The sequence below is a fragment of the Streptomyces luteireticuli genome (assembly GCF_041519305.1).
GTDB lineage: Bacteria > Actinomycetota > Actinomycetes > Streptomycetales > Streptomycetaceae > Streptomyces > Streptomyces luteireticuli.
This window is the reverse complement of record NZ_CP167927.1, coordinates 7,840,767-7,853,860: the sequence shown is the minus strand read 5'-3', so window position 1 is coordinate 7,853,860 and position 13,094 is coordinate 7,840,767. Positions and strand designations below refer to the sequence as shown.

General features: G+C 71.2%; 14 protein-coding genes and 1 pseudogene. 7 read left to right on the top strand and 8 right to left on the bottom strand.

The genetic code is table 11. The annotated features are described in order from the left end of the window. Positions 1–21: 21 nt before the first annotated feature. Positions 22–1,290: a hypothetical protein gene (locus AB8735_RS35235; RefSeq protein ID WP_372411709.1), complete on the bottom strand. Its 1,269-nt coding sequence runs from the start codon at positions 1,288–1,290 to the stop codon at positions 22–24. A 106-nt stretch (positions 1,291–1,396) separates the two neighbouring features. After that, on the bottom strand, positions 1,397–2,527 hold the full coding sequence (locus AB8735_RS35230) for an amidase domain-containing protein (protein ID WP_344021679.1): 1,131 nt from the start codon (positions 2,525–2,527) through the stop codon (positions 1,397–1,399). A gap of 158 nt (positions 2,528–2,685) precedes the next feature. On the opposite strand from AB8735_RS35230, the gene AB8735_RS35225 reads away from it, so the two are divergent. The 5 genes and pseudogenes from AB8735_RS35225 (at position 2,686) to AB8735_RS35205 (ending at position 5,866) form a co-directional block, all read left to right on the top strand. After that, positions 2,686–2,883 (top strand): hypothetical protein, encoded by a 198-nt coding sequence (locus AB8735_RS35225; RefSeq protein WP_372411708.1) that lies wholly within the window; start codon positions 2,686–2,688, stop codon positions 2,881–2,883. A gap of 153 nt (positions 2,884–3,036) precedes the next feature. Continuing rightward, a complete protein-coding gene (locus AB8735_RS35220) occupies positions 3,037–3,387 on the top strand; it encodes a hypothetical protein (RefSeq protein ID WP_344031603.1) in 351 nt (116 codons plus the stop codon). Between the two features lie 82 nt (positions 3,388–3,469). Further along, positions 3,470–4,388 (top strand): annotated as a pseudogene (locus AB8735_RS35215) (NAD(P)/FAD-dependent oxidoreductase). 63 nt (positions 4,389–4,451) lie between these two features. Then, on the top strand, positions 4,452–5,111 hold the full coding sequence (locus AB8735_RS35210) for a zinc ribbon domain-containing protein (protein WP_344031601.1): 660 nt from the start codon (positions 4,452–4,454) through the stop codon (positions 5,109–5,111). Between the two features lie 68 nt (positions 5,112–5,179). Then, positions 5,180–5,866 (top strand): VC0807 family protein, encoded by a 687-nt coding sequence (locus AB8735_RS35205; RefSeq protein WP_372411707.1) that lies wholly within the window; start codon positions 5,180–5,182, stop codon positions 5,864–5,866. A gap of 70 nt (positions 5,867–5,936) precedes the next feature. Here the strand turns inward: AB8735_RS35205 and AB8735_RS35200 are convergent, their stop codons facing one another. Then, positions 5,937–6,980: a type III polyketide synthase gene (locus AB8735_RS35200; protein ID WP_372411706.1), complete on the bottom strand. Its 1,044-nt coding sequence runs from the start codon at positions 6,978–6,980 to the stop codon at positions 5,937–5,939. A gap of 192 nt (positions 6,981–7,172) precedes the next feature. Between AB8735_RS35200 and AB8735_RS35195 the strand changes: the two genes are divergently transcribed. After that, positions 7,173–7,820, top strand: a complete 648-nt coding sequence (locus AB8735_RS35195; protein WP_344031595.1) for a DUF4360 domain-containing protein — start codon at positions 7,173–7,175, stop codon at positions 7,818–7,820. 33 nt (positions 7,821–7,853) lie between these two features. Then, positions 7,854–8,504 carry a DUF4360 domain-containing protein gene (locus AB8735_RS35190; RefSeq protein ID WP_344031593.1) on the top strand — a complete coding sequence of 217 codons (651 nt, stop codon included), beginning with the start codon at positions 7,854–7,856 and terminating at the stop codon, positions 8,502–8,504. A gap of 109 nt (positions 8,505–8,613) precedes the next feature. Here the strand turns inward: AB8735_RS35190 and AB8735_RS35185 are convergent, their stop codons facing one another. The 5 genes from AB8735_RS35185 to AB8735_RS35165 form a co-directional block, all read right to left on the bottom strand. Further along, positions 8,614–10,059: an MFS transporter gene (locus tag AB8735_RS35185; protein WP_344031591.1), complete on the bottom strand. Its 1,446-nt coding sequence runs from the start codon at positions 10,057–10,059 to the stop codon at positions 8,614–8,616. A gap of 306 nt (positions 10,060–10,365) precedes the next feature. After that, the gene (locus AB8735_RS35180) at positions 10,366–10,908 is read right to left on the bottom strand and encodes a hypothetical protein (RefSeq protein WP_344031589.1); all 543 of its coding nucleotides are present in this window, start codon (positions 10,906–10,908) and stop codon (positions 10,366–10,368) included. A gap of 129 nt (positions 10,909–11,037) precedes the next feature. Continuing rightward, positions 11,038–11,583: a TerD family protein gene (locus AB8735_RS35175; protein WP_372411705.1), complete on the bottom strand. Its 546-nt coding sequence runs from the start codon at positions 11,581–11,583 to the stop codon at positions 11,038–11,040. Then, on the bottom strand, positions 11,580–12,134 hold the full coding sequence (locus tag AB8735_RS35170; RefSeq protein ID WP_372411704.1) for a flavin reductase family protein: 555 nt from the start codon (positions 12,132–12,134) through the stop codon (positions 11,580–11,582). The genes AB8735_RS35175 and AB8735_RS35170 overlap by 4 nt, the downstream gene beginning before the upstream one ends. Before the next feature lie 80 nt (positions 12,135–12,214). Next, the gene (locus AB8735_RS35165) at positions 12,215–13,072 is read right to left on the bottom strand and encodes a catechol 1,2-dioxygenase (RefSeq protein ID WP_372411703.1); all 858 of its coding nucleotides are present in this window, start codon (positions 13,070–13,072) and stop codon (positions 12,215–12,217) included. Positions 13,073–13,094: the final 22 nt, after the last annotated feature.

Here is a 13,094-nt window from a genome sequence, read left to right as displayed (position 1 = left end):
GCCCGGCGCCCCTCACAGGGACTACTTGACCAGGGTCTTCCAGTCCGGGGACTGCGCCGGGTCCAGCCCGCGCAGCTTCGCCAGGACCTCGGGGTCCTGCTCGTCGAGCCAGTCGGCGACCTGCTTGAAGGAGACGCAGCGCACTTCCTCGCGCTTGCAGACGGACTTCATGACGTCCTCGACGGCCTTCATATAGATGCCGCCGTTCCAGTCCTCGAAGTGGTTGCCGATGAACAGCGGCGCGCGGCTGCCGTTGTAGACGCGCTCGAAGCCGTTGAGGTAGCCGTCGCGGGTCAGCCTGCGCCACTCCGCGTACTTCTTGGGGTCGCCCTTGGTGTTGTCGCCGGACTGGTTGTAGAGGAAGTTGAAGTCCATGGACAGGACCTGCTTCTCGCTCCTGGGGTAGGGCAGGAGCTGGAGCGGGAAGTTCCAGATGCCGTCGATCTGCGAGGGCCAGATCTGGAAGTCGCCGGGCGAGCTGGCGTCGTAGCGCCAGTTGTAGTCCTTGGCGGTCTTCAGCAGGTTCTTCTGGCCCTCCAGGCAGGGGGCGCGGCCGCCGACGAGTTCCTTCTTGTAGTCGAAGGGCAGCGGGGGCAGGTCCTTGTAGCCGGTGTTGGTCTTCCAGTTCTCGACGAAGGAGTAGGACTGGTCGATCTCGCTCTTCCACTCGGCGGGGCTCCAGTCGCCGCCGCCCTTGGTGCCGCAGAAGTGCCCGTTGAAGTGCGTGCCTATCTCGTTGCCGTCCAGCCAGGCGCCCCGCAGCTGTTCCAGCGTGTCCCGTATGTGCTCGTCGGTCGCATAGGAGATGGCGGATTCGCCGGGTTTGTGCTGCGGCGGCTTGTACATCTTCGCCTTGGACCTGGGCAGCAGATAGGTGCCGGTGAGGAAGAACGTCATCTGGGCGTCGTTCGCCTTGGCGGCCTCGCGGAAGTGCGAGAAGAGGTGGTCGTCGCCCTCCAGCGCGCCGTCCCAGGAGAAGACGACGAACTGCGGCGGCCGTTCACCGGGCTTGAGCTTGCGGGGCTTGGGCTGCTTGGGCTGCGGTCCCGTGTTGGAGGTCGATCCGTCGCCCAGGACCCGGACCTTGCCGTCCCACTTCTCCTCGGGCTTCTTCTTGCTCTTGTCCTTCTTCGGGGCGTCCGTGGGCCCGCTGGAGGCGGACGGCGTGCCCTTGCCATCGGCCTTGTCCGCCTTGTTCCCGGAATCTCCCGAATCGCAGGCCGACAGCCCGAGGGCGAGAGCGGCCACGGTGACCAGAGCCGACGCGGTGTGCACGGTTCTCGTCGACAATTTCGTACCCCCTGGCACCAAAACGGATGTTCTACCTCCAGTATCACAGGCGGACCACCGGGCCCGTCCGGCCCCCTGGTGCCAGGAGGCCGGACGGGCCGGACCGTCAGGTGCGGTAGGCGAAGTAGTCCGCGTCCGGGTAGGACGCCAGGATGCTCGCCATCGACTTCCGGTAGGTGTTCGTCGAGTGGTAGGTGAGGTACGGCATGCCGTAACGGCTGCGGTACGTCGTCATCATGGAGTGGTCCTTGGACCCGTCGCCGTCGAAGTCCATCTGCAGGACGTCGCCGACCTCCATCTGGAAGACGTTGGCCAGCGGGGTGACGCGCTTGGAGTTGAGCGCGTACCACGACCACTCGTTGACGCCGATCCAGCTGTCGGACTGCCCCTTGCCGTCGTACCACCACTTGCGGTAGTCCGCCGACTTGCCGGTCTCGGGCTTCCAGCCGCCGGCCTTCAGGGCCTGGCTGAGGAAGTTGGTGCAGTCGCCGCCGGCCTCGTTGAACTTGCGGTAGTCGGGGTTGTAGTTCCGCCAGTACTTCTCCGAGTACGCCGCCATGGCCGCGTAGTCGTAGGAGGTCCGCTGCTTGGGCACCGCGCGGGCGGGCCAGGAGGTGTCGGCCTTGGGCGCGCTGGGCGTCGTCGTGGCGACGCCCGCCACCTTCGCCTGCTTCGGGGCCGGGGCGTTGACGGCCCGGGGGCCGTCGTCGGTGGCCTTGATGCCCGTCAGCTCCCACCGGCCGCCCTTGGCGGCGGTGAAGCCCAGCTCGTGGTGGGCCTTGAAGCCGGTCGACGCCGGCTCGTCACCACGGATCCTCTTGTAGGTGAACGTGGTGGTCTCGGTGACCTTCACCGTGGCGCGCTTCCCGGTGACCCGGACGCCGTCCACGGACACCTTGGTGGCGCCCGCCGTGTACACCTCGCCCAGGGCGGCCAGCCGCTTCTTGCGGGTCCGCAGCGACGAGACGTCGGAGCCCTCGGTACGGGCCATACGGGCCGAAAGACCCGCCTTCTGCCCGCCCTTGCCGGCTATTCGGTGCGCCGGGCCGTCCACGAGCGCGTCGGTGCGCTCGGTCAGCACGGCGGCCGCGACGCGGCCGAACGCGTCGGCGGTGGCCTTGTCGACGGTGGCGGGGCGCGGCGTCGCCGCGCCCGCGGCCGAGGCGGGCAGCAGGACGGCGGACACGGCGCCGGCCACCACGACGCCCACGGCGGATCTGAGAGTCGTTGATTTCACGAAGTTTCCCCTTGTCATCCCGGCCTCTCCACGGCCGGGTGGGGAATCTTCGCATGATCTTCCCAGTTGCCGGGGCTTGTGACAGGTTGCGTGATGGAAACGGAACCCAAAGGTCCATACCGCCATCATTTCCGATCGAAGAAAGAAAGAAGGTGAACGTGACCTCACAGCCCTCGGCGTCCACGCCCCAGCCCAACCTCCGGCCCGACCACCGCCGCCGCGCCCGCGCCTACGCGGTCTTCGCCGCCACGGTCCTGGGCGTCGTCGCCGACCTCACCCTCCCTCTGCTGCGCCCGTCGCGGCACCGCGCCGGCAACGGGGCGAGCGCCCTGGACGGAGGCACCTCGGACGACTGACCCCGGCGGCGGGCCCGGCCCCTCCGCACCCGGGCGGGTGATCTGTCCGTCCCCTATGGGGTCTTTCCCCCTGATCGGTCCGGCGGACGCGCGACCATGCGTCGAGGGTTTTCGTCCCGCCACTCCCATGGCACTTTCCCGCTGGAGGTAGGTGTGTCCACCATCGCTCAGGTGTTCCCCGCTGTTGAGGCCGATCCGGTAGAGGAGCAGTTGGCCGACGACTACGTCGAGCTCCTCAGTGCGTTCTCCCGTGTCGAGACCGCCCTGCGCGAGGGCGCGTGGGAGGCGCTGCGCGACGAACTCGACCAAGTGGTCGCGGCGGCCGAGGACATGTGGAACACCCTGGCCGGCAGCGACGAGGACGACGGGGCCGAGGCGTCCGCCGTACCGCCCGCCGCCGACGCCGGCCGGGTCGGCGCCCTCGTCGCCCGCCAGCTCCAGCAGTTCCCCGTGCCGGACGGACCGCCCGCGCCCGTCGCCCCGGTGACGGCCGACGAGGTCTAGCAATCCCCGCTCCCGTGCCGGACCGGGCGGTCCGTCCGGCACGGGAGCACTGAACTCCCGCCGGGAGAGCATGCTCCGGAGCATGACGTCTCCTCGGATCCTCATCGCCGGCGGCGGTTTCGCCGGAGTCGCGTGCGCCCGCCGCCTGGAGCGCCGGCTGCGGCCGGGCGAGGCCCGGATCACGCTCACGGCCCCCTTCGACCACCGGCTCGACCTGGCCGACGCCGCCGCGGACGAGGCGGAACGGGCCGCCCGGCTGCGGTTCGTCGTGGTGGGCGGCGGCTACGCGGGCACCGAGACGGCCGCCTGTCTGCAGCGTCTCACCACCGCGGCGGCGCGGCGTCGAGGTCTCGCTGGGCACCTCGGTCGAACGGGTGGAGCGGGAGAGCGTGACGCTGACGGACGGGCGGGAGCTGCCGTGCCGGACCCTGGTCCGGACGGCGGGGGTGGCGGCCAGTCCGCTGGTGGGCACGCTCGGCGCGGACACCGTCGGGGGCCGTCTCGTCGTCACCGACCGCATGGCCGTTCCCGGTCTCGACGGGGTCTTCGCGCTCGGCGACGCCGCGGCGGTGCCGGACGTCGCGACGGGCGGCGGGGCCGTCTGCCCGCCCACGGCCCAACACGCCCTGCGCCAGGGGCGGGTGGCCGCGAACAACGTGGTGGCGCAGCCGCGCGGGCGGCCCCTGCGGCCCTATGCGCACAAGGACTTGGGGCTCGTGGTGGACCTCGGCGGTACGGACGCGGTCTCCCGGCCGCTGGGGGTGCGGCTGACGGGCCTGCCCGCCCGGGCGGTGGCGCGCGGCTACCACCTGATGGCGCTGCGGACCGGTGTCGCCAGGGTGCGGACGGCGACGAACCGGCTGCTGAACGCCGTGGCGGGCGACGACTGCGTGCGCACCGGGTTCCAGGGCCGACACCGGGCGACGCTGCGGGACTTCGAGTTCACGGACGCCTGTCCGACACCGGAGGAGATCCGCGCCCGCAGGTCCTCCGCACCCTGATCGACCCTCGTCCGCGTGCTGTGCCACACTGCGCCTACCGATCGGAGCACGGGGGGACGCGCCATGGGCGAAGAGATCTATTTCGGCGGCAATTACCGGGATCTGTGCGAGCATTCCGGGACGGCGGCGGGGTTCCAGTTCGAGTTCTCCTGCTGGCGCTGCCACGACACCTGGCGGTCGTCCTTCGAGCCGTACCGCAGCGGCCGGCTGGCGAGCTGGCTCAACAAGGGCATCGGGGCCGCCTCCGGGGTGCTCGGCAGGGCGGTGAGCGAGGTCTCGACGGCCGTGGGCGGGCTGGCCGACTCGGGGTGGGGCACCGCGCGCGACGCGTCGTTCCGGCGGGCCATCGCCGCGGCCGAGGGGCACTTCAACCGCTGCGCGCGCTGCGCCTCGTACGTGTGCGGCCGGTGCTGGCACCCGGATCAGGGGCTCTGCTTCACCTGTGCCCCGGACACCGCGGGCGAGCAGCTGGCCGCCCGGCAGCGCGGCGTCAACGACGCGGTGACGCAGCGCGCCTACGACGAGGGGCAGCGGCAGGCGGAGGGGCACGACGTGCGCACGCCGCGGCAGTTGGTGTGTCCGCACTGCCGGGCCGAGGCGCACGGCGGGCGGTTCTGCCCGGCGTGCGGGACGGAGCTGGCGCAGCGGACGGAGTGCGGGGGCTGCCGGGCGGTGCTGCCCGAGGGGGCGGCGTTCTGTCCCGAGTGCGGGCGGCGGCGGTAGCCGCGCTGACGGTCTGTTAACCTCTCGCTCTTGTTCGAGTAAGCACAAAATAAAGGAACAACGGGGGAATGACGCAAGAGCGTGGGCGCGGATCCGGTGGGTCGGCCTTGATGAACTGGGGGCCGTCGATCCTGTTCGGCGTGGTCCTGCCGTTCGTGACGTACGGGATGCTCACGGACCACGGGGTGAGCAAGGTGAGCGCCCTGCTGCTGATCTCGCTGTGGCCCGTCGTGGAGACGCTGATCTCCCTGGCGGTGCGGCGCCGGGTGGACGAGTTCGGCGTGATGATGCTGGCCCTGATGCTGCTCGGCGCGCTGAGCGCGCTGGCCTACAACTCGACGGAGCTGGTCTTCGTCAAGGACTCGGCGATCACCGGTCTGCTGGGGCTGGTGTACCTGGGCAGCCTGGCGCTGCCGCGGCCGCTGATGTTCTACCTGGGCCGCCGGTTCGCCACCGACGGAACGCCGGAGGGCCTGGCCCGCTGGAACGGGCTGTGGCAGTACCCGGGGTTCCGCCGTACCCAGTACGTGATGACCGCGGTGTGGGGCGTCGCCTTCCTGCTGGAGGCGGTGGTGCGGGTGGTGCTGACCTATGTGCTGCCGACCGGGGTCATGGTAGTGGTGAACAACGCGCTTCCGGCCGTCGTCGTCGCGCTGCTGGTCGCCTGGACGATCCGGACGGGCAAGCGCCGGCGCGCCGAGGCGGCCGCGCGGGCGGCAAGCGCCGTCGAGGGCGCGGTGCGGGCCCCGGCGTAGGGCCGGTGCGACGGTGAGGGGCGGGATCCGGACGGGTCCCGCCCCTCGGTCATGTCCCGTGCACGCGGCGTCAGTTCGTCCAGGTGCCGGTCACGGCGACGGTCGTGACGCCCGGGCCGAAGGCGAGGACGAGGGTCTGCGCGCCGGGCCGGGGCCGGGTGGCGAAGGTCTGCTCCAGGACGTCGAGGACGACGGCGCTCGCGGTGTTGCCCCGCTCGGCGAGGGAGTTCCCGCTGAGCTCGAACAGGGCGGGCGGGATGCCCAGGCCCTTGCTGACCTCGTACATGATGCGCGGTCCGCCGGTGTGGCTGACGAGGACGTCGGGCTGGGGCGCGAGGACGGAGGTCTCGCGGCGCAGCCAGTCCCGCAGGCCGGGCATGGCCTCGGCGACCACGCGGGATATCCGGGGGTTGGTGTCGAAGTGGAAGCCCGACTCGTCGACGTCGTAGGAGATGTGCCCCAGGGTGCCGGGCGCGAGGTCCTCGTAGGCGTTTTCCAGCCGCAGGCCGGGCCGGTCCTCGCGCACCACGCAGGCGGCCGCCGCGTCGCCGAAGAGCGCGGTGGAGACGAAAGAGGCGATCCGGTCGTCGTCGGGCTGGTAGGAGAGCGAGCACAGTTCGACGGCGACGACGAGGGTGACCGATCCCGGGTGGGCGACGGCCAGTTCGCGGGCCCGGGCCAGGGCGTAGGCGCCGCCGGCGCAGCCCGCCTGGGTGAAGGCGAGGCGCCGTACGCCGCGGCGTAAGCCGAGCCGGGCGGCGAGGTGGGCGTCGAGCCCCGGGAGCAGATATCCGGTGCAGGAGACGACCAGGAGGTGGTCCACCTCGTCCACGGTGGTGCCGGCGGCGGCGAGGGCGCGTTCGGCGGCCCGGGACCCGAGGTCGGTGCCGGCCTCGGCGTAGCGGCGCATCCGTTCGCCGAAGCTTCTGCCGCGCACGACCTCCTCGAAGGGGTCGACGAGGGATCTGGTGCGGACGGAGGTGTTGCGCATGAGCTGGGTCGCCGTGCGGATCCTGGGGTGCCCGGCGTGCCGCCGGGCCATGTGGTCGACGACGTCGTCGAGCGCGAGGGTGTGGTCGGGCAGGCACAGCACGGGCTGACAGACGGTGGACACGCTGCTCCTTCGCGGTGATGAGCGGGGGTACGGCGTGCCGAGCCAATCATGCGTGATTCAACAAGTCACCGGCTCCAGGGTGACGGGTTTCTTATGGACGGGTGGCCGGAGTCGGCCAAAGCTGACCTGTACATGACCTTCTGCCAGTGGTGGCATGACCGGCGTCATTCCTCAGCAGCGGAAGGCCTTCCCATGATCAGATCCATCCTGACCGGCAGCGCCGCCGTGGCGCTCCTCGCCACCGCGTTCTCGCCGGGCGCGGGCGCGAGCACCCAGGGCACTCCCCCGCCCGACAAGATCGTGATCGATGTGGTGACGGTCAACGGCTCGGGCTGCCCGGCCGGCACGGCGGCGGTGGCGGTCGCCCCGGACAACACCGCCTTCACCATTTCCTACAGCAACTACCTCGCCCAGGTGGGCGTCGGTTCCAAGCCGACCGACTTCCGCAAGAACTGCCAGCTCGGTCTGAACGTCCACGTGCCCCAGGGCTTCACATACGCGATCGCCCAGGCCGACTACCGCGGCTTCGCCCACCTGGAGAACGGGGCCAACGGCCTGGAGAAGGCGAGCTACTACTTCCAGGGCATGTCGCAGACGGCGTCCCAGACGCACCGCTTCTCCGGCCCGCTCAGCGACGACTGGCAGACCACCGACAGCACGGACGTCGCCTCCCTCGTCTACGCCCCGTGCGGCTCCCAGCGGATCCTCAACGTCAACACCGAGCTGCGCGTCGGCGCCGGCACCTCGGACCCCGGGGCGACCACCAGCTTCATGGCGATGGACTCCGCCGACGGCAGCGTCAACACGCTCTACCACTTCGCCTGGAAGCAATGTCCCTGACCGGCGCCCGCACAGCGCAGGGGAGGGAGCCCCATGCTCAGATCGGCGATGACCGGCGCCGCGGCAGCGGTGCTGCTCGCGGCGGCGGCGCCCGGAGCGGCCGCGGACCCGTACGGCACGCCCCCGCCTGACAAGATCGTGATCGATGTGGTGACCGTGAACGGCTCGGGATGTCCCGCGGGGACGGCCAACGTGGCCGTCTCGCCGGACAACACCGCCTTCACCGTCTCCTACAGCGACTACGTCGCCCAGGTGGGCGTCGGCTCCAAGCCGACGGACATGCGCAAGAACTGCCAGCTCAGCCTGAACGTCCACGTCCCGCAGGGGTTCACCTACGCGGTCGCCAGGGCGGACTACCGCGGCTTCGCCCACCTGGAGAAGGGGGCCGCGGGGCTGGAGCGGGCCAACTACTACTTCCAGGGCATGCAGCAGACCGCGTTTGTGAACCACCCGTTCACGGGCCCGGTCAACGACAACTGGCAGGTGTCCGACTCCACGGACATCGACGCCCTGGTCTACGCGCCCTGCGGGGCCATGCGGTTCCTCAACATCAACACCGAGCTGCGGGTGGACGCCGGGACCTCCGACACCGCCCACACCACCAGCTTCCTGGCGATGGACTCGACCGACGGGAACATCAGCACGCTCTACCGCTTCGCCTGGAAGCAGTGCCCGGCGGCATGAGTCCCGCGGGTACGGGACGAGCCGGGGGCGGCCTGTGCGGGCCGCCCCCGGCTCGTTCCGGTGCCGGGAGGGAATCCGATGCCGGGAAGGAATCCGGTGCCGGGAGGGATCAGTCCTCGTGCGCCTCGGCCTCGACGGGCTTCGGGATCAGCAGGGACGTCCCGAAGGCCACGGCCAGGATCACCACGCCGGCGATCATGCCCGTCACATAGCCCTCGGCCGACGAGCTGTCGGCGGGCACGGTCGCCGTCTTGACCGCGTAGAGCGCGGCGAAGCTCAGACCGGCGCCCAGGTTGAACGCACCGGCGTTCAGCCCCGGCAGGAAGCCGGGGTTGTCCTTCGGGGACAGGACGATGCCCAGGCCGTTGAGGACGATGTTCGCCACACCCGCGTAGGTGATGCCCACCAGGACCGAGGTCACCAGCAGCATGACGCGCGAGTGGGCCGGGATCGTCAGGATCATCAGCACGACGGACAGCACCGAGCCGACGAGTCCGAAGCGCAGGACGCGGCCGTAGCCGTGGGTGGCGGCCAGCCGGCCCGCGACCGGGCCCATGGCCAGGCCCGCCAGCGCGTACGGCGTCAGCGTCCACCAGGCGGACTCCTCGGCGGTCATGCCCAGACCGGCCCCGGCGTCCTGGGCGAAGGACGGGATCAGACCGTTCATCACGGCGAAGACACCGGTCATGGTGAGCACCGTGGTCAGCAGGATCGCCCAGGTGCTGCGCTGCTTGAGGTGGTGGGTGGAGACCAGCGGGTGGCGCGTGCGGCCCTCGGTCCGCCAGAACAGGGCGAACGCGGCCGCGGCGACGGCGACGAGGACACCGACCATCGCCCAGTTCGCGGCGCCCAGCTTTCCGGCCTCGTTGAGCGCGACGAGCAGCGCGCCGACCGAGACGACCAGCATCGCGACGCCCGGCCAGTCCATCCGGTGAGCCTCCGGGACCTTGGTCTCCGGGGTCATGACGGCCACCATCACGGTCGCGATCAGCGCCACGACGGCCATCGCCCAGAAGACCGACTGGAAGCCGTGGTTGTCGGCGAGGTAACCGCCCGCGAGGGAGTCCACACCGGCGATACCGCCGTTGACCGCGGTGATCATGCCGAGCAGGGTGCCGTAGCGCTTGGGCTCGGTGACCTCCTGGCGCAGCATGATCAGGCACAGCGGCACGGTGGGGCCGGAGGCGCCCTGGATCACGCGGCCGACGAACAGCATCGGCACGCTCGTCGCCAGCGCGGCCACCACGCAGCCGACGGCCATCAGGGCGAGCATCCCGACCAGCACCTTGCGGCGCCCGAGGAGGTCACCGAGGCGGGGCAGGAAGAGGGAGAACAGCGCGGCCGAGGTGAAGAAGGCCGTCTGGGTGAGCCCGATCTCGGCGGAGGTGGCCCCGAGGCTGTCCTCGATGCTCTTGAGCGCCGGGCTGAGCATGCTGGCGTTGAGCTGGAAGGCGATGCAGGCGGTGAGCAGCGCGGTGACCAGTACGCCCACGCGGGTGGCGCGGCCGCCCGGCGCGGTGGCGCCCGCGGCGGCGTCGGTGTGAGAAACGTTCATGCCTTGACGTCTTTGTCTGTCTTCGTTCAGCGGGGCCCTCTGTTCGGCGGAACAGCGGCGGAGCGGAACTCCGGGGGAGGGCGTGCCGGACTGTTCCGACGCGGCGGAACGACCTGGTCACGAACCGGCCGTACTTCCAGTCCGTGGCCAAAGGTACCGTCTCCGGGCGGTTGGGGCGGAGTCGGCGGTTCCAGGAGGAACGGTGCGCGCCGTGCGGCGGGCCCGCGGGGAGGCCCGGGGCATCGCCCCGGGCCTCCCCGCTCCATGCCTATGCGCAGACGAAGGACGCGAGCGCGGCGCGTGCGATCAGAGATCCACCTTCTCGCTGTAGTTGCCCACGCTGCCCGTCGGCGGCATGTGGCCGACCGGGAAGGTCACATTGCTCTCGCCGCCCGTGTAGTAGTTCCCGGCCTCGTAGGTGACGTATGCCTGGTTCTCGACGCTCTTGGTGGAGGAACCCCACTCCGGGCCCTTCGTGGCGACGCGGGTGCCGTTGCGGTAGAGGGACGTGGTCAGCTCGATCCTCTGCATCGTCGCCGAGCACTGCATCTTCGCGCGGCCGTAGACGATGCTCATGAAGTGCACGGGCGCCTCGGAGGAGAGCGTGCAGGTGACCATCGGCAGGGGGCCCACGCCCGTCGCTCTGGTGACCGAGACATGCGCCGAGCCGATGGTCTTCGAGACCGTGGAGACTCCCGCCGGGACGGTGAAGGTCGTCGTCCGGCTCGCGGGCGCGGCGGGGGCCGCCTGTGCCGCGGGGGCGACCGCCAGCGGCCCGCAGAGGGCGGCCGCGGCTATCGCGACGGTGCCGAAAACGCCTGCGCGTGAACGTACTTGCTGGAAAGCCACAGAACTGTCCTTAAGTCATGGGTGGGATGACGCGCCGAGTTGATCATGCTGGCGCCGGACAGCCTGCCGGTCCGTACGGGATCGCGCCATGGGCCGTCCGGCCCATGGCGCATCGTGGCCGCGCCGCCCTCAGACCATGCCCATCGTCCGTGCGAACGTCACCGCATCCGTGTCGAAGCCGCGCACGAACGGGCGGAACGTCCACAGCCCGGCCGCGTCGCGGACGAACTCCCCCACCGTCGCGGCCGTCGAGCCGGCGACCGCCGTGAAGTCCTGCTCCGCCAGGACGTCGTACCCGGCCGTGATCTGTGCCCTCGGGTTCGCGACGTCGGCGAAGCGGACGGCCGTGCCGTCCGGTTGCTGGATGGCCGCCCCGATCACGACGCGGCCGCTCGCGTCCGGCATGCGGGACAGCTCCAGGGTCATCACCTCGTCCCAGCCCAGCCCCTTCCCCGTGCGGCTGTCCCGGTCGAGGGAGACCGTGCCGTCGGTCGAGCGGCGGCCGAAGTGGACGAGCTGGACGGGCGCGCCGTGCGGATCGCCCGTCGCGTGGACGGCCACGATCAGGTCGAGATCGTGGGGCGTGGCGCCGAGCGGGGCGGGATCCCACTTGATCCGTGCCTGGGCCGTGTCGATGCCCTTGCCGAAACCACCCGTACCACCCGTACCGCTCACGTCCGGTCGCCTCCCCGCTCCACGTTGCCTGTGGCATCCATCATCTCCGCGGCGGGGCGCGCCCGGAAGACCGCGGGGGACGGGCCCAGCCGCTGGAACTCCCCCTGGTAGAACACCAGGGGACGGCCGTCCCGGTGGACCGCGAACTCCTCGACGCGGCCCAGGAAGAGCAGGTGGTCTCCCCCGTCGTGGACGGCCCAGGGGGCACAGGAGACGGTGGCGAGGGCCCCGGCGAGGCGGGGGGCGAGGCCGGAGGGCGAGGGGATCCAGCGGGGCGTGGCGGCCGCGCGCCCTGCGAAGTGCCGGGCGAGGGCGGCCTGTTCCTCGGCGAGGACGTTCACCGTGAACGGGCGGCCCTCCAGGAGGCGGGCGGCCCGGCTGTCGCGGTGGAGCGAGACCAGCACCAGCGGCGGGTCCAGGGAGACTGCGGTGAAGGAGTTGACGGTGGCGCCGTGCGGGGCGCCGTCGGCCTCGCAGGTGACGACGGTGACGCCGGTCGCGAAGTGGCCCAGGCAGGTGCGCAGTTGCCGGGCGTCGTGCTCGGGGGGCATGCCGCTCCTTTCCGGAGAAGGAGGGGCGCCGGGCCGTACGGCCCGGCGCCCCGGTGTCGGACGCGGTGTCGGACTCGGTGTCAGACGGTGAACCAGACGTGCGCCTGGCCCGTCCCGATCCCGTTCTCGTAGGCGCCGAAGCGGCGCCCCTTGCCCGTGAAGCGCTCGCCGCCGAGCGCGCCGGCCAGCATCAGGTAGTGGCCGAATCGGGCCTCGGGGGCGAAGCGGCGGTAGTCGGGCATCGTGGCGACGACCCGGTCGTGCCGGCCCTCCTCCAGCCAGGCGAGCCGCTGTTCGTCGGCCTCCCGCGCCTCGGGGGTGATGATGTTGGCCGGGTCCCCCGCCATGCGGTCGCGCAGTTCGGCCAGGGGCCAGAAGCGGTGGGAGAGGCCGCCGGAGGCGAGGAGCAGCACCTTGCGGTCGAGGCCGCGGACGGCCTCGCCGAGGGTCTCGCCGATGCTCAGGAAGTCCTCGGTGGTCGCCGTCTGGCAGACCGAGACCGACAGCCAGGGGGTGCCGGGGCGGCCGAGGTACGTCCAGAGGTTGAGCGTGGCGTAGTGGACGGGGAGATAGGGGTCGTCGTTCGACTGGAGCCAGACGCCGCGCTCCTCGGCGAGGGCGGCGGCCGCGGTGGCCAGCTCGGGGTCGCCGGGCAGGTCGTACGGCAGCCGGCTGATCGCGGCGGGCATCTCGTCCGAGGTGAACAGGCCCTCGCGGCGCGGATGAGCGGTGATGACCGCCTCGGTGGTGGTCGCCCAGTGCGAGTCGAGGACCACGACGGCGTCGTACTCGGTGGTGTCGAACACCTCGCGCCGCAGCTCCTGCAGACCGGTGGCGAGGGTGAAGTCGCTGCCCTCGTTGGCCTCGATGCGGGCGGTCTCGGGGAACATGATGACGGGCGCGTGCGAGAGCAGACCGGCGCCGACGATGTCTCCCATGGGTTAACCTCCTTGCTGGGTG